At 67.4% G+C, this 22,774-nt stretch carries 14 protein-coding genes; 7 read left to right on the forward strand and 7 right to left on the reverse strand.

The features are described 5' to 3' along the window. Positions 1-431: 431 nt before the first annotated feature. Positions 432-8,459: a hypothetical protein gene (locus ACEQX1_RS04215; RefSeq protein ID WP_370196533.1), complete on the reverse strand. Its 8,028-nt coding sequence runs from the start codon at positions 8,457-8,459 to the stop codon at positions 432-434. A gap of 417 nt (positions 8,460-8,876) precedes the next feature. On the opposite strand from ACEQX1_RS04215, the gene ACEQX1_RS04220 reads away from it, so the two are divergent. Both ACEQX1_RS04220 and ACEQX1_RS04225 read left to right on the forward strand, forming a co-directional pair. Beyond that, entirely contained in the window at positions 8,877-9,260 is a 384-nt protein-coding gene (locus ACEQX1_RS04220) for an Hpt domain-containing protein (protein WP_370196534.1), read from the forward strand. A gap of 169 nt (positions 9,261-9,429) precedes the next feature. Then, positions 9,430-9,750 carry a 2Fe-2S iron-sulfur cluster-binding protein gene (locus tag ACEQX1_RS04225; protein ID WP_009209451.1) on the forward strand — a complete coding sequence of 107 codons (321 nt, stop codon included), beginning with the start codon at positions 9,430-9,432 and terminating at the stop codon, positions 9,748-9,750. A gap of 138 nt (positions 9,751-9,888) precedes the next feature. Here the strand turns inward: ACEQX1_RS04225 and ACEQX1_RS04230 are convergent, their stop codons facing one another. Then, positions 9,889-10,494: a DUF922 domain-containing Zn-dependent protease gene (locus ACEQX1_RS04230; RefSeq protein WP_277025801.1), complete on the reverse strand. Its 606-nt coding sequence runs from the start codon at positions 10,492-10,494 to the stop codon at positions 9,889-9,891. 422 nt (positions 10,495-10,916) lie between these two features. On the opposite strand from ACEQX1_RS04230, the gene dnaE reads away from it, so the two are divergent. Further along, a complete protein-coding gene (gene dnaE, locus ACEQX1_RS04235) occupies positions 10,917-14,378 on the forward strand; it encodes a DNA polymerase III subunit alpha (protein ID WP_370196091.1) in 3,462 nt (1,153 codons plus the stop codon). A 153-nt stretch (positions 14,379-14,531) separates the two neighbouring features. Here the strand turns inward: dnaE and ACEQX1_RS04240 are convergent, their stop codons facing one another. After that, positions 14,532-15,194, reverse strand: a complete 663-nt coding sequence (locus ACEQX1_RS04240; RefSeq protein WP_370196090.1) for a hypothetical protein — start codon at positions 15,192-15,194, stop codon at positions 14,532-14,534. After that, positions 15,191-15,466: a DUF3572 domain-containing protein gene (locus ACEQX1_RS04245; RefSeq protein WP_228240475.1), complete on the reverse strand. Its 276-nt coding sequence runs from the start codon at positions 15,464-15,466 to the stop codon at positions 15,191-15,193. Before ACEQX1_RS04245 ends, ACEQX1_RS04240 begins: the two co-directional genes overlap by 4 nt. 146 nt (positions 15,467-15,612) lie before the next feature. Here ACEQX1_RS04245 and ACEQX1_RS04250 point away from each other — a divergent pair, with 146 nt between their 5' ends. Together ACEQX1_RS04250 and ACEQX1_RS04255 are read left to right on the forward strand one after the other, a co-directional pair. Further along, the gene (locus ACEQX1_RS04250) at positions 15,613-15,984 is read left to right on the forward strand and encodes a response regulator (protein WP_024350574.1); all 372 of its coding nucleotides are present in this window, start codon (positions 15,613-15,615) and stop codon (positions 15,982-15,984) included. 9 nt (positions 15,985-15,993) lie between these two features. Beyond that, positions 15,994-17,358, forward strand: coding sequence for a PleD family two-component system response regulator (locus tag ACEQX1_RS04255; protein WP_277025810.1), 1,365 nt, complete (start codon positions 15,994-15,996; stop codon positions 17,356-17,358). Positions 17,359-17,762: 404 nt separating this feature from the next. On the opposite strand, the gene ACEQX1_RS04260 is transcribed toward ACEQX1_RS04255, so the two are convergent. The 3 genes from ACEQX1_RS04260 to ACEQX1_RS04270 all read right to left on the reverse strand — a co-directional run bounded on the left by ACEQX1_RS04260 (position 17,763) and on the right by ACEQX1_RS04270 (position 19,944). Beyond that, positions 17,763-18,674: a diguanylate cyclase gene (locus ACEQX1_RS04260; protein ID WP_246716174.1), complete on the reverse strand. Its 912-nt coding sequence runs from the start codon at positions 18,672-18,674 to the stop codon at positions 17,763-17,765. Between the two features lie 384 nt (positions 18,675-19,058). Continuing rightward, entirely contained in the window at positions 19,059-19,523 is a 465-nt protein-coding gene (locus ACEQX1_RS04265) for a YaiI/YqxD family protein (RefSeq protein WP_370196561.1), read from the reverse strand. A gap of 64 nt (positions 19,524-19,587) precedes the next feature. Further along, positions 19,588-19,944 carry a helix-turn-helix domain-containing protein gene (locus ACEQX1_RS04270; protein WP_187391807.1) on the reverse strand — a complete coding sequence of 119 codons (357 nt, stop codon included), beginning with the start codon at positions 19,942-19,944 and terminating at the stop codon, positions 19,588-19,590. A 171-nt stretch (positions 19,945-20,115) separates the two neighbouring features. Between ACEQX1_RS04270 and ACEQX1_RS04275 the strand changes: the two genes are divergently transcribed. After that, positions 20,116-22,131 (forward strand): acetyl-CoA carboxylase biotin carboxylase subunit, encoded by a 2,016-nt coding sequence (locus tag ACEQX1_RS04275; protein WP_370196535.1) that lies wholly within the window; start codon positions 20,116-20,118, stop codon positions 22,129-22,131. Between the two features lie 43 nt (positions 22,132-22,174). Continuing rightward, complete coding sequence (locus tag ACEQX1_RS04280; protein WP_370193632.1) at positions 22,175-22,450, forward strand: acylphosphatase; 276 nt, start codon at positions 22,175-22,177, stop codon at positions 22,448-22,450. Positions 22,451-22,774 lie beyond the last annotated feature (324 nt).

Here is a 22,774-nt window from a genome sequence, read left to right on the forward strand (position 1 = left end):
GGCCGGGAACTCGCGGGGGCGCGTCAGGGTGGCGGACAGTGGGGTGGCTGCGCCCGGGACGGGTCGCTAGGTGCCGGGCCCGTCGGAGCTTTCGATCGTGGGATCTGCACGGGAAAGCCGGAATCCGAGGGGATTGCGGGCGGGGCAGCACTGGTTGCGAGCTGCAACGCCGACGCCGCGCTGTGGATGACGAACCAGTTGCCGGACGTGAGCACCGCGCCCGGTGTGTGCCTGTTGGCGACGACCCTGTAGCGGCGGCACCAGGCCGTTCGCTGGCGCCCCGGCGCCTTCGGGTGTGGCCTCAGCTCTTAACGGAGCGCGGCATGGCGCTTTCGCCCGCCAAAAAAACTTCGGCCACGGGCGAAAAAATCGTCCGTGGCCGAAGATGTATCGGGAGCCGCCGCCGGGTGGCGGCCGCCTGTTCGTCTGGATCAGGCGTCGAAGCGGCCCGAGGCATGGGCCAGCATCGTGTAGACCTTGCCGGTGTCCGAGGTGAGGTAGGTCCGGCTGCGGGCATTGTCCGGGTCGCTCTTGGCGATGTCGGCCAGAAGCGTCTCGAAATCGCCGATATAGCGATCGACCGCGGCACGGAACTCGGTGTCCCGCTGATATTTGCGCCGGATCTCGTCGAAGGTCTGCTGCCCCTTCATCGTGTAGAGGCGGCGGGTGAAGACGTTGCGCTCACCCTTGCGATAGCGCTCCCACAATTCGATCGACGCCTTGTGGTCGATTGCCCGGGCGATATCCACCGACAGCGAGTTCAGGGATTCCACCACATGGTCCGGCGAACGGCCTTCCGGCGCCGTCGGGTTGCGGTCCTGGCTCGCGGCAGGCGCTGCCGGCTGGACGGGAGCGTTGTCGTCCTCATCCTGCGACGCGCGGCGCAGAAGGTCGGAGACCCAGCCGCCGGGCTCGCCGGTTCCGCGATCGGCGGCCGGCTCGCTGCGCGCAGCGCCCGGTGCCGGTGCGGCGGGACGGGCCGGAGCACGCAGCGGTGCCGCGGGCGTGCGCTGCTGTGCCGGTGCCGGTGCGGGACGGGCCGGGGCCTCGCTCCGCGGCTCGGCGGCCGGAGCCTGTGCACGCGGCGGCGTGTCGTAGTTCGAGCCACGCAGATCATGCGCCAAATTGCCGTCGGTCATGAAGGACGCAGCGATCTGGTCCTCCACATCCTGCTCTTCCTCGGCGGTGAACACCGGGGCATCGGGCTGGCGCGCCACGGCGGCCGCTGCCGACTGCCGCGGTGCGGACTGGCTGTAGCTCGGCGGCGCGGTCCGGGCCCGCGGCTCGGCGGGTGCCTGGCTCCGCTCGGGACCACGGCTCGACACGTCGAAGGCACGGCCCGAATGCGAGACGACATCCGACAGGTCGCGCAGGGCGCGAATCTGGTCGGCGACGGCACGGCGCATGGCCTCGGTGCTCTCGCGCGCCTCGTCCGGCAGCTCGAACACGCCGCGCTTGATGTCGGCGCGCGCCGTTTCCAGCTCCTGGCGGATTTCCTCGGCAGTGCGACGGATCTCCGCGGTCGCGCCGTCGAAGCGCGCGCTGGCGTCCTCGATGACCGACTGGATCGCCTGACGCATCGCCTCGGCCGTGGCGCGGGAGCGCTCCTCGGTGGTCTGCAGCTGACGGTCCGCCTCGACCAGCGTCTCGCCCATCTCGGTCGACAGACGCGAGGAGATGAGGCGCGAACGCTGCTCGGTGCGATCGAACAGGCCGCCCATCAGTTCCTCGAAGGAATGGAGCAGCGAGCCGATCTCCTCGGAGCGCTTGACGAGACCTGCCGACAGTTCCTCGATGCCGCCATGGCCGGCTTCCAGGGTCGCGCGGAGGTTGGCTTCGCCGGTCTCGATGAGGCGAACTGCCTCGCCGAGAACCGTTCCGTGATCCTGGAAGCGGTCGGCGATCGCCGAGACCTTGGAGAAGGCCGTCATGGACAGCTTGTCGAGGCGTTCGACATTGCTCTCCAGAAGGCGCGAGGACAGCGAGATCGAGTTGGACGCTTCCTCGGTCTCCTGGCTGAAGCGGGCGCCGGATTCGCGCAGCGTCTGATCGATCGCGCCGAGGTTCTCGACGGCCTCGTCGACCAGCCCGCGCAGCGAGCCGCTGGTCTGGGACAGCCGGCCGACCAGCGAACCGATCTCCTGCTGCAGGCTGTCGCGGATGTCGGACACGGCGCCGACGGCGCTGGCGGTCTTCTCCTCGAAGCTGCCGATGATGTCGCCCGACGAGCGGTTGAGGGTTTCCACCACTTCGCTCGCACGGCGGCCGAGGGCCGAGACCAGCGCGGCATTTTCGCTGCGCAGCTTGTCGGACGCGTCGCGCGTCGTCGTCTCGATCATCCGGGCGAGTTCGGTGCCGTTCTCGCCGAGGCGCTCGAACACTGGCCGGGCTTCCTCGTCGAGGATGCGGCTGATCTCGGCGCTGCGCGAGCTGAGCAGGGTCGCGAGGGTACGGGTCCGCTCGTCGATATCCTCGCCCATGACACGGGCCCGGGCCGCGATAATGCGGTCGGCCTCGCCCATGCGCGTCGACAGGTCCTGGCCCAGCGAGCCGGCACTGTCGAGAAGCTCCTGGCGGGCCCGCTCGGTCTCGAGCTGGATCGCGGCGGAGATCGACGCGAACTGGCTGGCCAGTTCACCGCCCTGGGCGAGCATCAGCTCGCGGGCGCTTTCGGCATCGCGGCTGAGGGTCTGGGAGGCGTTGTCGACATCGCCGCGCAGCTGCGTGGCCACGGCGTAGACGCCGTCGCGCATCGACTGCGAGGCATTGGCCAGCTCGTCGCGGATGAGGCGGGTCGCCTCTTCGAGTTCGCCGCGCAGGGCGTTGCTGGCCAGCATCTCCGATAGCTGGGTCGTGACACCGCCAAGCTCTTCGCTGAAGCGCTCGGCACGCTCTTCCAGGGTCGCGGCGACGCGTTCGGTCTCGCCGCGGATCTGGTAGGAGGCGCCCGAGAGGCGGCGGGTGAAGCCTTCGGTGTTCTCGCGCAGCGCCACTTCGGCCGCTTCGGTCATCTCGCGCATGCGCGCCGTGGCCGCCTCGACCTGCTCGGCGATCGCGCCGGCATCGGAGACGAAGCGCTGGCGGCTTTCGTCGCCGGCCGAGCGGATCTGTTCGCTGGCCTCGCCGAACTGGGCGGCGAAGTCGCGGGTGTTGCGCTCGAACTCGCTGGCAATGGTGGTGGTGATGCCCGAGAGGCTGTCGGCCAGCGCAACGCGCTGCCCCGCCAGGCTCTCGCGGACCTCTTCGGTCTCGCTGCGCAGGGTGCCCGAGATCTCGGTGATCGAGCGGGCGAGCTCCTCCGCCTCGGTGGCGAAGCGCGAACGTGACTGCTCCGACAGGGAGCGGATGACCTCGGCGGCGCCGCTGATGTTCTCGGCGATCCGGCCACCTTCGCCGACCAGCGTGGTGCTGGCTTCGGCCGCGCGTCCCGCCAGATCGTCGGCGAGCGATGACAGCCGTTCGGCCAGACGATCGGCCTCGCCGGCAATGCGCAGACGGGCTTCCTCGCCGGAGGCCTGGAACAGGCGGTCGATGCCGGAGACGCTCTCGGCGATCTTCGCGGTTTCGCCTTCGAGGCCTTCGCGGGCCTGCCTGGCTTCAAGGCTCATGGCCGTGGTCGCCTCGGCGATCGCATGGCGCAGCGAGTCGGCGATCTTGGCCGTCGAGGTGTTGAGGGTGCGTTCGACATTGCCGAGGCCGCGCTCCAGTGCCGACGAGATGGCGTCGGAGCGCTGGTCGATGGCGCCGGTCAGGTTGCTGGAACCCGATTCCAGCGCGCTGAGCAGGTCGTCGCGGCGCGCTTCCAGCGAGGTCGAAACGTCGCCGACGCTCTGCTCGATGGCCCGGCGGACGTCGTCGGCCCGGTCGCCCAGGGTCGCCGAGGCCGAGCGTGCGGCCTCCTCGACGATCGAGGCGAGGCTGTCGCGCCGCTCTTCGAGGGCTGCCGACAGCCGCATGTCGGCTTCGAACAGGGCTTCGGTCATGCCGTTGACGCGCTCTTCGATCGCCGCGGCGATCGAGGTGCGGCCGGCTTCGAATTCCTGGCTGATCCGCGCGGTGCGCTCGTCGAGGCCGTCGAGGATCGAGTTCTGCGAGCCGTCGACCATGCCATGGATGGCGGCCATCCGCTCGTCGAGCCCGTCGATGAGGACGGTGCGGGCTTCCTCCAGCAATCCGCGCATGGCGGCGGTGCGGGCATCAAGGCCCTCGGTGACGCGCATGACGCGCTCGTTGACTTCCTCGTTCAGCGTGGAGGTGCGGCCGTCGAGTTCGCCGATCAGGCTGTCGCGGCCTTCCTGCATAACGGTGCGGATCCGGTCGAAGCGGCCGTCCAGGCTCTGGCCCAGCGACGCCTCGACTGATTCGGCCGCGCTGCGCAGATGGCTGGTGCGCTCTTCGAGCCCTTCCACGACCATCGACAGGGCATTCTCGATCGCGACGAGCTGCGCGCCGGCATTGATGGCGATGTCGTCGCCGAAGGACTGGGTCCGATCGGCCATTTCCTGGCGCAGGCGCTCGGTCTGGCTGTCGACGTCGCCGACGATCGCGGTGCGCGATTCCTCGACCACGTTGCGCAGGGCCTGAACCCGCTCGGAGAGGTCGTCTGCCACCTGACGGACGGCGTCGTCGAACCCGCCGGTGATGCCGGCAATGCGCTCGTCGAGCGCCGAGAGAAGGGCGCCGTGGGTTTCCTCCGACAGCGAGCGCAGGACGCTGGTGCGCTCGTCGAGTGTGGTGCGGATGGCGGCGTGACGGTCGTCGAGACCGGCGAGCAGGGCATCCTGTGCGCTTGCCATCTGGGTCTGGTTGGCGGCGATGCGATCGGCGAGGCCGGCGGTCAAATTGCCGGTCCGGGCGTCGATGTCGCCGATCAGGCGGCCGCCCTGTTCCTCCAGCCCGCTGATGAAGCGGACGGATTCCGACTGCAGCGACTGGTGGAAGCGGCCGACCCGGTCGGCCAGAAGGCTGGCGATGGCGTCGATGCGCTGGTCGAGCCCGTTGACCAGGCCGTCACGGCTGTCGGCGACCAGGCTCTCGATGGCCTCGCGGCGCTCGTCGAGGAGACGGGCCATTTCGCGGGTCTTCTCGTCGACGCCCTCGGCCATGGCGCCCTGGGCGCTGCCGACGAGGCTTTCCATCTTGGCAACGGTCGCCTCGATGGCCTGGGTGAGCGAGGCTCCGCGATCGTCCAGGCTGCCGATGAGACTCTGCTGGGAGAAGGCGAAGGCGGCTTCGATATCCTCGCTATGGTCGGCAATGCTCTTCTCGATGGCGCCGACGCGCCCGTCGAGGGCCGCGCGCAGGCCTTCGGCGCTGCGTTCGACCATGGCCTCGATCTCCTCGCGGCGCTGCCCGAGCAGTTCCTCGAGGCGCGCGGCGGTCCGCTCGAGCGCGGCATCCATTTCGCCGGCCCGCGCCTGGATGTTCTCTACGCGGCTGTCGCTGGCGAGATCGAAGGCGAGAAGGCGATCGTCGAGCGTTCCGGCAAGCATGCCGGCGCGTTCGTCCATGATGGCGTTGAGGCCCGCAATGCGCTCGTCGAAGAGGGTGCGGAGCTGGCCGGTGCGTTCCTCCAGCGCCGACTGGCTGAGCGTCACGGCGTCACCGGCGCGCATCGTCAGTTCGGTATGGCCGCGCTCGAAGGCTTCCATGATCTCGCGCGAGCGCTCGGCAAGGGCGCCGGCAAACTCCTGCGAGCGTTCGGCCAGCACCTGCGAAACGCGGTCGGTCGACCGGTCGACGGCCTCGGCCCGCGCCTCGATGGTGGCAACCAGCGAACCGCCGGTCTCGGTCAGCGTGTGATCGATCGCCGCCAGGCGGCTGTCGAGATCGCCGAGGGTGCGGCTGGACGTGTCGGACAGCATCCGCGCCGCCTGTTCCGTGCGCTCGCCGAGGCTCGATTCCAGCGTCTGCAGGAAGCGGCCGGATTCCTCTTCGAGCCGGTCGCGGCGGCTGTCGATGTCCTCGGTCAGGCTGGACAGGAAGAGACCGTTCTTCTCGCCGATCTCGCGCATGCGGGTCTCGAACGCTTCGTCGAGGCTCGCCAGGAAGGTCTGGCTGTCCATCGCGAGCCCGAGCGAACGGTCGTCGAGAATGCTGGTGAGGTCGGCGAGGAACTTCTCGCTCTCGCCGGCGACCGCTTCGCCGCGCGCCTTAAGGAGGCCGGTGACCGCATCGCCCGATGCGGACAGGCGGGCGGTGATGTCGTTGCCGACGTCGGACAGACGGTCGACGAAGCCGTTCGAGCGCTCGTCGATCTCGCGCAGGCGTTCCTCGAACGCGCCGTCGAGGCTGGACAGGAAGGTCTCGCCGTTCATGGCGATGCCGATGGCGCGGTCGTCGAGAACGCCGGTGAGGTCGGCGAGGAACTTCTCGCTCTCGCCGGCGACCGCGTCGCCCTGCGCCTTGAGGAGGCCGGTGACCGCGTCGCCCGAGGCGGAGAGGCGGGCAGTGATGTCATTGCCAACGTCGGACAGGCGGTTGACGAAGCCGTTGGAGCGCTCGTCGATCTCGCGCAGGCGCTCCTCGAAGGCGCCGTCGAGGCTGGACAGGAAGGTCTCACCATTCATGGCGATGCCGATGGCGCGATCATCGAGAACACCGGTGAGATCGGCGAGGAACTTCTCGCTCTCGCCGGCAACCGCTTCGCCGCGGGCCTTGAGGAGACCGGTGACCGCGTCACCGGAGGCGGACAGGCGGGCGGTGATGTCGTTGCCGACATCGGAGAGGCGGCCGACGAAGCCGTTGGAGCGCTCGTCGATCTCGCGCAGGCGTTCCTCGAAGGCGCCGTCGAGGCTGGACAGGAAGGTCTCGCCATTCATGGCGATGCCGATGGCGCGGTCGTCGAGAACGCCGGTCAGGTCGGTGAGGAATTTCTCGCTGTCACCCGCCAGCGTGTCGCCGCGCGTCTGCAGCAGGCCGGAGATCGCTTCGCCGGCGACGGAGATGCGCTCGATCAGGTTGCGGCTGCGGTCGTCGAGATCGGCCGTGCGCAGTTCGATTAGTCGGGCAACCTCGTCGCCGCTCTCGCTCAGACGGCTGGTCGCGTCGTCAGCGCTCTTGGTGATGCGCGCGATCAGGCTGTCGCTGTCTTTCGCCAGGCTTTCCCGTGCGTTGCGGGTGTGTTCGTCCACCAGGCTGACGAACTCGTCGCTGCGCCGGGTGTAGTCGCGGGCGAGGGCGTCGCCGCGCTCATCGAGCAGCGTGGTGAAGCGGCGGGAAGCGTCCTCGATCCGCGACAGGATATGGTCGGAGGCGCCATCGACATCCTCGACGAGGCGCTGATGCGAGCCGACGACGGCCGAGCGCAGGCGCTCGGCATGGGACAGCATCGCGTCGCGCTCGGCGCCGAGATCGTTGACGAGGCCGCGGATCTTGGCCTCGTTGTCGGCATAGGCGCGCTCCAGCGAGCTCACCTCGTTGTGGACGACATTCTCCAGCTCGGCGGTGCGCGCCAAAGCGCGCTCGACGCCTTCGCCGAGGGCGGCGACCTCGCGGCGCACGGCCTGGCCGACGCTCATGACGCGCTCGGTGGCGATGGATTCCGGCTCGGCCAGTCGCAGGGCGACTTCCGCCATGGACCGGCTCATCAGGCGCATGTCGGCCGACCGGCGGACCATCACGGCGAAGGCCATGATCAGCAGCACCGGAATGACCAGCACGGCGGCCATGACCGCCAGTTCCGACTGGCGGAACGGGTCGGCAATGCCATCCGACAGGGTCGCGATGTCCGAGCCGTAGAGATCGTAGCTGATATAGCCGACGATGCCGACCCAGGCGGCCGAGACGGCGGCGCCGATCCAGACCGGCAGCATCGAGGCGCGACGGCTGAGGAGGGCGTCGGCCATCACCGAGGTGCGGCGCTCCTCGTCATTGGCTGCGGGCTGGGAATAGGCGCGGGGCGCTTCGCTCGGCTCGGGCCGGCGCTCGGCGGTTTCGGGGCGCGGCGCGGCCTGCGCGGCCGGACGTTCGCGGGCCGGAGCGGCGGCCGGGCTTGGCTGCGGCGACGGCGCTGCCTTCTGGCGCGGCAGGTCGGCGGCAGGCTGGCGGGCCGGGCGCGATGCGGCCGGCGGTGCCTGGCGGGGCGTGGGGGCAGGGCTGCGCCGGGGGGCCGGGCGGGCCGTATGCGGCTCGTACTCGGTCTCGGTGCGCGGCGCCTGCTCCTCGGTCGGCGTGTCGAACGCGACGAAATCGGCCAGCGAGGCGCGGCGCACACCCGTCGCGGGCCTGGCCTCGGCGCTCTCGGTCCTCAGCTCGCCCGCGGTCTCGCTGATCTGCCGTTCGAAATCATCGAAGGAGAACTCGACATCGGTGCGGTCGGCGGCGGAGGGTTGGTCGAGCTGTCCCGAAGCGACTGTCGCGCCATCGTCGGAACCGGCCTCGAAATCCTCACGCAGGGCTTCCTCGATCTCGTTGACCGTATCGTCTGAAAGCTGGTCGATGGATTTGGTCTGGGACATTTCCGTCGCGCCTCAATACTCGTTACTCTGGACCCGCTCGGCATATGGGCCACCGAAGCGGCGACAGGTTTTCAGGCCTCGCCGAATTCGGACGCAGTCAACCGTCAACACCCGGCCAGAGGCCATCGGACAGTTTCGCACGATTGATGCTAGTTAGCGACCGCGTCGAAAGAAACCGTAAAAGGGCCCGATCCCTACAAGTTTAAACATAAGGTTAACGATAAACCGAAATTCCCGCCGGGCCCGCTGGAGTCCAATTCTAGGCCGACATGGCACATCTGCAACGCTTTGGGGCAGGTTCCGGTCAGCGCGCTTAACGCTTCCTCCATTCCGGCGGCGGATGATCGAAGCTGCGTCCAGGACGGAGCTCGATGTTACGAGCTCCGGACCGCATCGCTCGATTGTTCGGATGGTCCCATGGTCTCGCTTGCGCATTCACTTCCCGACGATGCCTTCACCCCGGCAGGCGAGGGCGCCCTGCGCTCACCCTCCGGTCAGCGGCCCATCGATCTGGTGCATCTCGCCCGGCAGACGGCCGGCGATCGCAGCCTGGAGCGGGAGGTGCTCGGGCTGTTCGTGCGGCACCTGCAACTGGTCGGCGTCCGGCTGGAGACCGCCGGCGGGCTGGAGCTGCGGCAGATCGCCCATACGCTGAAGGGAGCGTGCCGCAATGTCGGGGCGTTTCCGCTGGCGGACGCCGCCGAGGCGAGCGAGCGATCGGGCTTCGACGCGGCCAGTCTGGCGGCGCTTCGGGCCGAAGTGGACGAGACGCTCGGCTTCGTCACGCGCCTCGCACGATAGGTCGCCGGCCTCCGGCCGAGCGGCGCAGCGGCACCGCGACCGGTTGACTTCCGACCCGTGCGAACTCTAACCAAGCGCGACCATCAGCGGCGGCGCAGGCCATGCCCGTCCGGCCCTCGCCACGACGCGCCCGCCGCCGACCCGACCCCGCAAGCCGAAAGCCTCATTCATGCCCAAGCTCGTTTTCCTCACCCCGGAGGGTGAACGCTTTGAGATCGATGCGCCGAACGGCACCACCGCCATGGAGAACGCGGTCAAGCACGACGTGCCCGGCATCGAGGCCGAATGCGGCGGTGCTTGCGCCTGCGCCACCTGCCACGTCTATGTGGACGAGGCCTGGACGGCGAAGACCGGCGAGCCGGAGCCGATGGAGGAGGACATGCTGGACTTCGCCTACGAACCGCAGCCGAATTCCCGTCTCTCCTGCCAGATCAAGATGCGCGACGATCTGGACGGTCTCGTCCTGACGGTCCCGGCGCAGCAGGCCTGATCACCACCTTCGCGGCATTGCGGCCGGCGCGCCGGACGCGGCCGCATGTTCAGACTCGATAAGGGCTCGCGGCTTCGTGGTCGCGGGCCCTTATCGTGATCGCCTGTCCAAGATCGGTTGAGCCGGTCCGGCGTGCGGTCAGCGCCGGTAGTCCGATACGGCCCGGCTGAGTGCCCGGCGCAGGCGAAAATTGACCTCGCGTCCCTCGATGGTGTCGAACTCGACCTGGGCCCGCTCGTGGCCGGCGAGATAGCGCTGGGTCACCTGGTTCACCAGCGCCTCCATCCGGGCGCAGCTCGGCTCGGGCCGCAAATTGCGCAGCGCCATCTCCATGCGCTTCAGCCAGCTCTTGGCGATGTCTGCATGATGCTTCTCGTGGCGCTCGATATCCGATTCCAGCGTTCGCCAGATCAGGATCGTCTCCGGCGCGACACCGCGGGGCGGCGCCCATTTCGGCAGAAGCATGTTGAGCGTCAGCTTCACATTGGCCATGTCGACGGCGCAGCCTTCCGAGACGCGCTTGTAGGTGACGTGTCCGTCGAACTTCACCTCCGTCGCGCCGGGATGGCGCAGTCCGGTTTCGGCGACGAAGGGACCGCGGCGATTGAGATCGCGATCGAGCTCCGCCAGCGTCGTGCCGCGGATGGCGAAGTAGCGCGTCGTCTCGTCCAGTGTCTCGGCCGTTGCCGACGCGCCCGCAAGGACGGCGAGGCCGGCCAGCAGTAAGATTGCCCTACGCGTCATCTCTTCCTCACCATGTCGAAGGTCGCCGTCCGTCCACGCTAACCGTTTGGCGCGGCGACACAAGTCTCTTGCCTGCGGGGGGGGCGCGACGGATGCGCGCCCGTCGTTCCGTCCGGGAGGTTGACAATCTGGAACAAACGAGAACATATGAGGAACACAGAACATAGGAGGAACATCATGCTCGATATCGCCAAGGACCTGTTGTCGCTCGCCGTCGTGTCCGGTTTCGTATTCAGCCTCAGCCTTCTCGTTCATGTGGTGTAGCCACCGCTTTCCTGTGCACCGTTGCGGCTCGGCGGTTTCCTCCGGCGGCCACTCGGCCTAGTCGTTGGGTTGCCTTGACGGGGGATGGCCAATTGCCAGCGCCGGGAGGCGGAGCCGGCCGCGGTGGATGGCCAGCTCGGGAATGATGGAGCAGCAGCATGGCGTCGGATACCAAACCCAAATTCGTCCATCTGCGGGTCCACAGCGCCTTCTCCCTGCTCGAAGGCGCGCTGAAGCTCGACCAGATCATCAAGTTCGCAAAGGGTGACGACGCGCCGGCGATCGGCATCTGCGACACCAACAATCTGTTCGGCGCCCTGGAGTTTTCCGAGAAGGCGTCGAAAGCCGGCATCCAGCCGATCACCGGCTGCCAGATCGATGTCGAGTTCTCCGATTGCGAGGAAAGCCGGGGCGGGCGCCGCGAACGAAGCCTGTCCTCGATCGCGGCGCTGGTGCTGATCGCGGCGACGGAAGCCGGTTACGCCAATCTCGTGGAGATCGTCTCGCTCGCCTATCTCGGGCATGCCGACAATCCGCGCCCGCATGTGCTGTTCGAATGGCTGGAAACGCGGTCCGAGGGAATCATCGCCCTGACCGGCGGCCCGCTCGGTCCGATCGGGGCTGCCATCGCGGCGGACCGGGCCGATCTCGCCCGCAGCCGCATGGAGCGGATGGTGCCGGTCTTCGGCGACCGGCTCTATGTCGAGCTGCAACGCCACGAGGGGCGCAGCCGCAAGGTCGAGGCGGACACGCTGCAACTCGCCTACGACATGGCGCTGCCGCTGGTCGCGACGAACGAACCCTTCTTCCTGAAGGCCGACGATTTCGAAGCCCATGACGCCCTGATCGCCGTCGCCAGCAACCGTCTGGTCAGCCAGGAAGACCGGCGCCGGCTGTCGCGCGATCACAGCCTGAAGTCCCAGAACGAGATGTCGGTGCTGTTCGCCGACCTGCCCGAAGCCCTGCACAACACGGTCGAGATCGCCCAGCGCTGCAGTTACCGGCCGCGGACTCGTGCGCCGATCCTGCCGCGCTTTGCCGGCGCCGATGCCGACGCGGCGGAAGCCGAGGCGGCCGAGGTCGCCGAATTGCGGCGCCAGGCCATCGAGGGGCTGGAGGCGCGGCTTGCCGCGCACGGGCTGGCGCCCGGCGAGACCGCCGAAAGCTACCGCGAGCGGCTGGAATTCGAGCTGTCGATCATCGAGCGGATGAAGTTCCCGGGCTACTTCCTGATCGTTGCCGACTTCATCAAATGGGCCAAGGCGCAGGGCATTCCCGTCGGTCCCGGTCGTGGTTCGGGCGCGGGCTCGCTGGTCGCCTATGCGCTGACGGTCACCGACCTCGATCCGCTGCGCTTCTCGCTGCTGTTCGAGCGCTTCCTCAATCCCGAACGCGTCTCGATGCCCGACTTCGACATCGACTTCTGCCAGGACCGGCGCGAGGAGGTGATCCGCTACGTCCAGGAGAAGTACGGGCGCGAGCAGGTCGGCCAGATCATCACATTCGGAACGCTGCAGGCGCGCGCCGTGCTGCGCGACGTCGGCCGCGTGCTCGAAATGTCCTACGGCCAGGTCGACAAGCTCTGCAAGCTGGTGCCGCAGAACCCGGCCAATCCGGTGACGCTGGCGCAGGCCCTGGTGGAGGAGCCGCGTCTCCAGGAGGCGCGCGAGAAGGAAGAGATCGTCGACCGGCTGATCTCGATCGCGCTGAAGCTCGAAGGGCTCTACCGCCACGCCTCGACCCATGCGGCGGGTATCGTGATCGGCGACCGGCCGCTGTCGCAGCTCGTGCCGATGTACCGCGATCCACGCTCGGACATGCCGGTCACCCAGTTCAACATGAAATGGGTCGAGCCGGCCGGGCTGGTGAAGTTCGACTTTCTCGGCCTGAAGACCCTGACGGTGCTGCAGAAGGCGGTCGAGCTGATCGCCCGCACCGGGCCGACCATCGATCTGTCGGCCATCCCGCTGGACGACGCCAGGACCTACGAGATGATGACCCGCGGCGAGACCGTGGGCGTGTTCCAGGTGGAATCGGTCGGCATGCGCAAGGCGCTGATCGGCATGCGCCCGGACCGGTTCGAGGACATCATCGCGCTGGTGGCGCTCTATCGGCCCGGCCCGATGGAGAACATTCCGACCTACAATGCGCGCAAGCACGGCGAGGAAGAGCCGGACTTCATCCACGACAAGATCGCGCCGATTCTGAAGGAGACCCAGGGCGTCATCATCTACCAGGAACAGGTGATGCAGATCGCCCAGGTCCTGTCGGGATACTCGCTCGGCGAAGCCGATCTCCTGCGCCGCGCCATGGGCAAGAAGATCCGCGCCGAGATGGACAAGCAGCGCGTCCGCTTCGTCGAGGGCGCGGTCGCCAACGGCCTCGACAAGGCCCAGTCGAACATGATCTTCGACCTTCTGGCGAAATTCGCCGACTACGGCTTCAACAAGAGCCACGCCGCCGCCTACGCACTGGTCGCCTACCAGACGGCCTATTTGAAGGCGAACCACCCGGTCGAGTTCCTCGCCGCGTCGATGACGCTGGACGCCGGTAATACGGAAAAGCTCAACGATTTCCGCATGGACGCCATGCGGCTGGGCATCAAGATCGTGCCGCCGTCGGTGCAGACCTCGTTTCGGCAGTTCGAGGTCGGCGAGAACAAGATCTTCTATGCGCTGGCCGCCATCAAGGGCGTCGGCGAGCAGGCGGTCGACCACATCGTGGCGACGCGCGGCGACGGCAGCTTCCAGTCGCTTGAGGATTTCTGCGCCCGCATCGACCCGAAGATCGTCAACAAGCGGACGCTCGAATTCCTCATCGCCGCCGGCGCGCTGGACTGTTTCGGCCACGAGCGGGCGCTGCTATGCGCCAATATCGACCTGATGGCGTCCTATGCCCTGCGGGTGCACGAGGGCCGCACATCCGGCCAGCACGACATGTTCGGCGGGGCCGGCAGCGAGCCCGAGCCGCTGCATCTCAATCCCGCGCAGCTCTGGACCTCGTCGGAAAAGCTGCTGCGCGAATTCCAGGCGATCGGCTTCTATCTCTCGGCGCATCCGCTGGATGAGTACAAGACGACGCTGAAGCGTCTGCGGGTGCAGACCCATGCGGAGGTGATCCATGCGGTCAAGCGCGGCGCCACCGCCGGCAAGCTGGCCGGCACGGTGACCTCGCGCCAGGAGCGCAAGACCCGCAGCGGCGGCAAGCTCGGCATCATCCAGTTGTCCGATCCAAGCGGCCAGTACGAGGTCGTCCTGTTCTCCGAAGCGCTTTATGCCTTTCGCGACCAGCTCGAGCCGGGTTCCTCGGTGATCGTCGGCGTGTCGGCCGAGGAGCGGCCGGAGGGGGTGTCGTTCCGCGTCCAGTCGGTGCAGTCGCTGGAGGACGAGGCCGTGCGCATGCAGAAGGCGCTGCGGGTGTTCATGCGGGACGCCAATCCGCTGCAGGCCTTCAGGAGCCAGTTGCGTGCCGACGGCGACAGCGAGATTTCGCTGGTTCTGGTCCGCGACGGCGGCGAGCGGGAGGTGGAGATCACGCTGCCGGGCCGCTACCGGGTCTCGCCGCAGATGGCGAGCGTGGTGAAGGCGGCGCCCGGCGTCCTCGACGTCGAGCTTCTGTAGGCGAGAGCGGCGGATACGGGCACCGCCCGCCGCCGCCTTGGCGGCCGGTAATGGTGAGTGCGGCGACGCGGATCACGATCCTTGGGGATCGCGACGGTCAATGCGCGCAGTGGCGCTTCGTTTCCGCGTGGTGGACGAAGCCGGGCGGACCGTTCAGGCGGCGGCGCCGAGAATCTCGTCGATGATGCCGCTCGCCTCCTGCCAGTTGGTCGCGGCGCGGGCACCGGCCGGCAGGGCCGGCAGATGCTGGCGGAAGACGTCGTTGGCCATGAGGTGGAGGAGATGGGTGTCGGGCGCGCTCTTGCGGACCGAGGCGAGATTGGGGGGCAGATCGTCGACGAAGATGCTGGTGCCGCGCCAGCGCTCGCGCAGTTCGGCGACGACGGCGCCCTTGGAGCGCTCGGTGGCGATCATCGGATAGGCCAGGCCCTCCCGATCGAGAAGGGCGCGGCGGACATCGTAGTAGCTCGGCGTCATGGCCGTCAGGAACAGGATGTCGGTGCGGCGGGCCAGTTGGTGCAGCGTGTCGGACACGCCGGCGACGGGACGCTGGCGGGTTTCCTGCTCTTCGTAGAGCCGGACGGTCAGCTGATCGAGTTCGTGGCCGGTGAGCGCGGTCCCGGTCGAGATCGAGCGTACATTGCCGGTCAGCTTGAAGCTCTCCGGGTGGAGGCGCGCGCCGTGCTCTTCCAGCAGGGCCCCGAAGGGCGCGATGAACTCCAACACCACCTCGTCGATGTCGAGGATCAGCAGCGAATCGCTTCGCTGCTCGAGACTGGCGATGGCCGGGCCTGCGGTAACGAGGGGGCGGCTCATTCGGTCGGCTCGCCCGGACCGGCGAGCGCCTGCCGCGCGGCCACGACGCGGGCCGGATCGATCTCGGCATCCTCGGCGAAGGCGAACAGCGTCGGCTCGTGGCCGAGAATAAAGTCGAAGACGCCGAGCAGGAAGCCGGGCGAGGCGGCCACCTGGCGAATCGCGCCGATCTCTATGCCGGTCAGGGCGAGGAACCGGTCGAAGAGCTTCGGGTCGGCGGCAAGGAAGGAGAGGGCCGTGACGGCGAGTGTCTCGGCCGCGGCCCGGTCCATTGCAGGCGCCCGCGCGCCGTTCCGCAACCATTTGTTATCGTTAAGAGATGGCAACCTGTCCATTCCCACTTCTTAAATCAAATCCGAGTAGAAGAGGCCATCGATAGCCGAAGCATGAGGGCTGGTCGAGGCAAGGAGTGCCGTCAATGGCGAAAACCGTGATGATCGTCGAGGACAACGAGCTGAACATGAAGCTCTTCCGCGACCTGGTCGAGGCGCACGGCTATCGGACGGTCCAGACCCGCAGCGGGCTGACCGCCACGGAGCTGGCCCGCGAACATCGACCCGACCTGATCCTGATGGACATCCAGCTGCCGGAGATTTCCGGGCTGGACGTGACCCGTCAGCTCAAGGAGGACCCCGAGCTGTTCCGCATCCCCGTGATCGCCGTCACCGCCTTTGCGATGAAGGGCGACGAGGAACGGATCCGCCAGGGTGGCTGCGAAGCCTATATCTCCAAGCCGATCTCCGTGACCAAGTTCATCGAGACGATCCGCTCGTTTCTCGGCGACGCCTGAGGAGTTGTCATGACCGCACGGATCCTGATCGTCGACGACCTCGAGATCAATCTCCGGGTCCTGGAAGCGCGCCTGACGGCCGAATATTACGACGTGGTAACCGCCACCAGCGGGGCTGCCGCGCTGGAGATCTGCCGCAACCAGAGCATCGACCTCGTTCTTCTCGACGTGATGATGCCCGAGATGGACGGCTTCGAAGTGTGCCGGCTGATGAAGAACGATCCGGAGATGATGCATCTTCCGATCGTGCTGATCACGGCGCTGGACCAGCCATCCGACCGGGTGGCGGGGCTGGAAGCCGGAGCCGATGATTTTCTGACCAAGCCGGTCCGTGACCTGCCGCTGTTTTCGCGCGTGCGCAGCTTGACGCGGCTGAAGCTGACGACCGACGAGCTGCGCAGGCGCGCCGAAACCGCGGCCAGCCTGGTGAGCCAGGACGATGCGGGCGGCGGCGTCTTCCCGTCATCGACGCGGCTGGCCCTGTTCGCCGACAGCGCCGACGAAGTGCGTCGCCTGCAGAAGCACCTCAAGGGAATCGCGACCGTCGAGGTCACCGACGATGCGGCGGCCATGCTGGCGGCGGCCACCGCCGGCCAGGTGGACGTCATCCTCGTCGATCTGGCGGCCAGCGCGGGCGATCCGCTGCGGCTCGTCTCGCAGTTCCGATCCAATGCGGCGACCCGCCATCTGCCGGTCATCGGCATTGCGGCGGCCGGCGACGATGTCGGTGCGGCCAAGGCCCTGGAACTCGGCGCCAACGACTATCTCCAGCGGCCGCTCGACCGCAACGAGCTGGTCGCGCGCATTCGCACGCAGCTGCGCCGCCGTCGCTATGACGATTGCCTGCGCCGCTCCGTCGAGGAAACCCTCGCCATGGCGCTGTCCGATCCGCTGACGGGCCTGCACAATCGGCGTTTCATGGAGACGCATCTGGACAAGGCGGTCGTGCGGGCGCGCGAGACCGGGATCAGCTTTTCCGTGCTGATGGCGGATATCGACCATTTCAAGCGCATCAACGATGGCTGGGGCCATGCGGCCGGAGACCTGGTGCTCAAGGACTTCGCTCGGCGGCTCAGCGGCTGCCTGCGGGCCAGCGATCTCGCCTGCCGGTTCGGCGGCGAGGAATTCGCCGTGCTGATGATCGGTGCCGACGAGACCACCGCAATGGCGGTGGCCGACCGGATCCGCCGGAGCGTGTGCGACATGCCGTTCCAGATTGCCGGCGAACTTCTGACGGTGACGGTCAGCGAAGGGCTCGCGGTCTTCGACGCGGGGCGGGACAATGCCGCCACGCTCATCGAGCGAGCCGACCAGGCGCTGTACGAAGCCAAGCGCGACGGGCGAAACCGGGTCGGGCTGGCGAAAGCCGCCTGAGTCGGGCCGGCGCAGCGCCTTGCGGCAAGGGCCGGCGCTCCACGGAGTGCCGCGAATGCACTTGTCTTAACCATTGTTTAAAACTTCATGCGCGGTGAGCACGTGACATCGTTGCATTTGGCGAGGTTCTGCGCGAACCTGCCTTTACACCGAAGGTCAAGGGGTTAACCCGGCATCTTCGCAGTTACCCCATGGAATGCTCAGGTCCGCCGCATCTCCTGGGTCCCGTGGGGCGGTCGGTCGGTCAAGTGCAATGGCGGTTTCCTCGTACCGTCGCACGAAGACCGGCCGGCCACTTTGGTTTTGTGACCAGGGACCGTCTCTCTTCATCTGGAATTTTTTACGTCATGCGATGCGCGCGATCCGGTCGCGCGGGTCGATGATCCTAGTAGACTGTCCCGCCCTCAGGCGGCGATCTCGGTTTCGCCGATGATGATCCGGTCGCGGCCGAGCTGCTTGGCGCGGTAGAGCGAGGCGTCGGCGGCGGCGATGAGCGCGTCGGGCGTGACGGAGCGATCGCTGCGGCAGGCCGCGCCGATGCTCAGCGAGACCAAGGGCGGGCAGGCCGGGCAGGGATGCTCTATCGCAGCCCGCTTCAGGGCCGCAAGGATCCGCCGGGCGACCGCAAGGGCGATCTGCATGTCGGCATGAGGCAGGATCACCGCGAATTCCTCGCCGCCGTAACGGGCCACCAGATCGCATTCCTGCCGGGTCTCCGAGACGATGAGATCGGCGATGCGCCGCAGGCATTCGTCGCCGCGCTGATGGCCGAGAGCATCGTTGTAGGGCTTGAAGTGGTCGATATCGATCATCAGCAGCGACAGATGCGCCGGGTGCTGCCATTCGGCGGCCAGCCGCTGGTCGAACATGCGGCGATTGGCGACGCCGGTGAGCCCGTCCTGGCTGGCGAGGGTCTCGAGCGCCGTCTGGGCTTCCTTCTGGGAGGTGATGTCGCGCAGTGTTTCGACGACGGCGATCAGCGAGCCGCTCGGCGAATAGATCGGACCGGCGTCGATCGCCAGATAGCGGCGGGCGCCGCATTGCGGCAGGACGCACCAGTTTTCGGCGGACAGCGCGCCGTGCTGGTAGGTCTCGCTGCGATTTGCCAGATAGAGTTCGTCGACCAGATCGTCCTCGCCATTGAGGACGAGATCGGCGAGGCACGGGCGAGCGCTCTCGTAGAAGCCGCTCCAGTGCAGTTTGGTCCCGATTACCTCCGCGGCGCGCACGCCGGTCAGCCGCTCACAGGCGCGATTCCAGATCGTGACATGTCCGCTGGCATCCAGGACGAAGGTGGGAACAACCAGGTGTTCCATCAACTGGACGGCGAACCCTTGCTCGCGATACTCCAACATAATGATCTACACCGATTTTTCGTGCCCCTGAAACTTCCGTAAAGGGAAGATAGTGGCCCTTTCCTAACGACCGGTAACCAACTTGGTCGAATATAAAGATTCCTGACGAATTAATTGTTCTGCACAATACTTTTGCAATGCAGCAAGTCTGCGGCCTGCCACGTTGCAGGCAATATGTTGCCCTTGTCTCGCCATCCGCTTGAATTTGAAGCAAATTCGAAAGAAACGCCGCCGGTTTTCGTGGCTGTTCTCTTTGCCAGGCTGGGGATGGTTGGCGTTGTCGCAACCCATTGACCGGGCAGGCAGTTCGCGCGCGGAACTTGCGGGCGCGATTGTCGCTCCGTGTCAGTTGCGGGCCGGCGGCCGTCGCAGGATCTGGTCGAGGCTTTGCAGAAAGCGGGAGCGGTCGGCATTGGTGAAAGAGGCGTTGTAGCCCTTGCTTTCGCCGGTCTCGCGCAGATGCTGCTTGAAAGCGCGCATCGACAGCGCCGTGCCGATCGACTCGGGCGTGAATTCGCGGCCGGTCGGCCCGAGGGCCGCGGCGCTCTTCTCCAGAGAGCGCGCCGCAAGCGGAATGTCGGCGGTAACGACAACGTCGCCGGCCTCGATCGCCTCTACGATCCAGTCGTCCGCCGCGTCGGGGCCCTCGGGCACCGTCACGATCCGCGCGTCGGGATAGCGCGACGGGCGCATGCCGCCATTCGACACCAGCACGGCTTCGGCGCCGTAGCGGCCGGCGACCTCGATGGCTTCGTCCTTGACCGGACAGGCGTCGGCGTCGATCAGAACCTTGATCATCGGGCCAGGGATCCGCGGGAGGACATGGGCGCGGCGAGGCAGAGGCTCGGCCAGAGCTTCGAGGTAGCGAATATCGTCATGCGGATGCGCTTGCCATGGCGGCTTCCAGCCGGGCGATCTCGCGATCCAGCACATCGCGCCGGGCGCGCAGATTGTCGAGTCGGGCGGCCATGCCGTCCTCGTCGAGATCGACGGTATCGGGGACCTCGCCATAGCCGCCGAGCAGCCAGGCCGGGCTGACGCCGAGAATGCCGGACAGGGTGATCAGGCGGTTCGCCCGCGGCTCGGACCGGTCGCGCTCCCAGCCGCGCATGGTCTCCGGTTTCACGCCGAGACGCGCCGCGAGTTCGGCGGTGGTGATGCCCAGCGATTCGCGGCCGCGCTGAATGCGCCCGCCCATCGTGTCGCCATCCATCTGCATGATATCCGTCATCGGCCCTTGCTTCCTTCCTGGCGCGGTTCGCATCCGGACCCGTCGCAGCACTGCGGGCCGCAGGCGAGGTCCGCGGCGCGGACGGGGCATGCGGCTTGCAGTCGGACGGCCCAGAGGTCAAAACGGACGCGATTGCAGGATGCACGATCTGTTCCGGAGTAGCACCCCATCATGTTCAAGAAGATTCTGGTCGCCAATCGCGGTGAGATCGCCTGCCGGGTCATCAAGACGGCGCGGGCGATGAACATCGCCACGGTGGCGGTCTATTCCGATGCGGACCGCCGTGCCGTCCATGTGGCGATGGCCGACGAGGCCGTGCATGTGGGCCCGTCGCCTGCCGGCGAGAGCTATCTCGTCGCCGAGAAGATCCTGGAGGCCTGCCGCGCCACCGGCGCCGAAGCGGTGCATCCGGGCTACGGCTTCCTGTCCGAGCGGGCCAGCTTCTGCGAACTCCTGGAGGAGAACGGCGTCGTCTTCATCGGCCCCAAGCCGAGGGCGATCCGGGCGATGGGCGACAAGATCGAATCGAAGCTCTTCGCCGAGAAGGCCGGCGTGAACATCGTCCCCGGCCATCTGGGGATCATCGAGGATCCGGCGGAGGCGGTTCGGATTGCCGGTGAGATCGGCTATCCGGTGATGATCAAGGCGTCCGCCGGCGGCGGCGGCAAGGGCATGCGGATTGCCTGGAACGACGAAGAGTGCCGCGACGGCTTCGACCGGGCACGATCGGAGGCGAGTTCCTCCTTCGGCGACGACCGGGTCTTCATCGAGAAGTTCATCGTCGATCCGCGCCATATCGAGATCCAGGTGCTGGCGGATTCGCACGGCAACGCGATCCATCTGGGTGAGCGGGAATGCTCGATCCAGCGGCGCAACCAGAAGGTCGTGGAGGAGGCGCCGTCGCCCTATCTCGACGCCGAGACGCGGCGCGCCATGGGCGAACAGGCCGTCGCACTGGCCCAGGCCGTCGATTACCAGAGCGCCGGCACGGTGGAATTCATCGTCGACGCGGAGCGCAATTTCTACTTCCTCGAAATGAACACCCGACTGCAGGTCGAGCATCCGGTGACCGAACTCGTCACCGGCATCGACCTCGTCGAGCAGATGATCCGTGTTGCGGCGGGCGAGACGCTGCAGATCGCGCAGGACGCGGTGCGGCTGGAGGGCTGGGCCGTCGAAAGCCGGATCTATGCCGAAGACCCGTTTCGCGGGTTCCTGCCGTCGATCGGGCGTCTGGCGCGCTACCGGCCGCCGCAGGAGGGTGCGCTCGGCGACGCCACCGTGCGCAACGACACCGGCGTCACCGAGGGCTCGGAGATCGCCATGTTCTACGACCCGATGATCGCCAAGCTCTGTACCCACGCGGCGACGCGCGAGGCGGCGATCGACGCGATGAGCGTCGCGCTGTCGCGTTTCGAGATCGAGGGCATCGAACACAACATCCCGTTCCTCGCCGCGCTGATGGAGCATCCGCGCTGGCGCGAGGGGCGGCTGTCGACGGCCTTCATCGCCGAGGAATATCCCGACGGCTTCGCGCGGCCGACCCCGTCGGCGGAGACGCTTCGCCGGGCCGCGCTGGTGGCAACCACCATCGAGATGGCCCGCAAGGCCCGGCTCGACCGGCATATCGACCGTCTGCGCGTCCATTCCGGCGCGATCCAGCGCGACTGGGTCGCCAAGATCGACGGCGAATATCTGGCCGTGACCGTCGTGCCGGAGGCCGGGACCGCGGGTGGCCCGGTGCAGTATCGCATGAGTGTCGATGGCGCCGAATGCGTGCTGACGACCGACTACGAGCCGGGCCAGTCGCCCTGGTTCGGGATGCTCGACGGTGAGGAACTGGCGGCGCAGGTGCGCTCGCGCGAGAACGTGACGGCGATCTTCGTCGACGGCCTGTGGGTCGAGGCCAAGGTGCTGTCGCCGGCCATTGCCGAACTCGACCGGCTGATGCCCGAAAAGACGCCGCCGGACACCTCGAAAATGCTGCTCTGCCCGATGCCGGGGCTTGTCGTCTCGATCGCCGTCTCGGAGGGGCAGGAGGTCAAGGCCGGCGAGACGCTGGCCGTCGTCGAGGCGATGAAGATGGAGAACATCCTGCGGGCCGAGCGCGACGCGACGGTGACCAAGATCAACGCGAAGCCGGGCGACAGCCTCGCCGTCGACGCGGTGATCATGGAGTTCGAATAGGGCCGGCTTGCCGGCGGGATCCGCAAGCACTGACGAGGCGCCGATGAAATCCGTTCACGTGACTGTCGCCGGCCGGGTGCAGGGCGTCGGCTACCGCGCATGGTGCCGGGACGAGGCAGTGCGGCGCGGCCTGTCCGGCTGGGTGCGCAACCGCGCGTTGGGCGACGTCGAGACAGTCCTCGCCGGAGAGCCCGCAATCGTCGACGACATGCTGGCGGCTTTGTGGACGGGGCCGTCCAGCGCATCCGTGTCGGCGGTCGATGTTGCGCAGAGCGATGCGGCCCCGGAGGGGGAATTCGCCGTGCGCGGGACGGCGTAGGGCAGGGGCGTACGGACGTATTCCGGTGGTGCGGCAGGTATCGTCGCCTGGTTGTATCCGTCGGTGCAGCGGGACCGGTTTGGCATGGGTCCTCGGGTCAAGCCCGAGGATGACGACCTTGATATAGGGTTTCGCCAATCACCATGCGCCGCGTTTGATCGGCCTCTTCAAAGCGGCTGGGCCGTGTAGATCGCGGGCGGGCCGAAGGCAGGCTTATCCGTCTGCATGGCCACCAGGCTCGCGACACATGCGCGGGACAGGCACGGTGTCAGGGAGGCTCGATCCTGTCCTCTACCGCGTCCGCTCCGGCCTCCCTGTCACCCG

Origin of the sequence: Aurantimonas sp. (assembly GCF_964217435.1) — a bacterium.
Lineage (GTDB): Bacteria > Pseudomonadota > Alphaproteobacteria > Rhizobiales > Rhizobiaceae > Aurantimonas > Aurantimonas coralicida.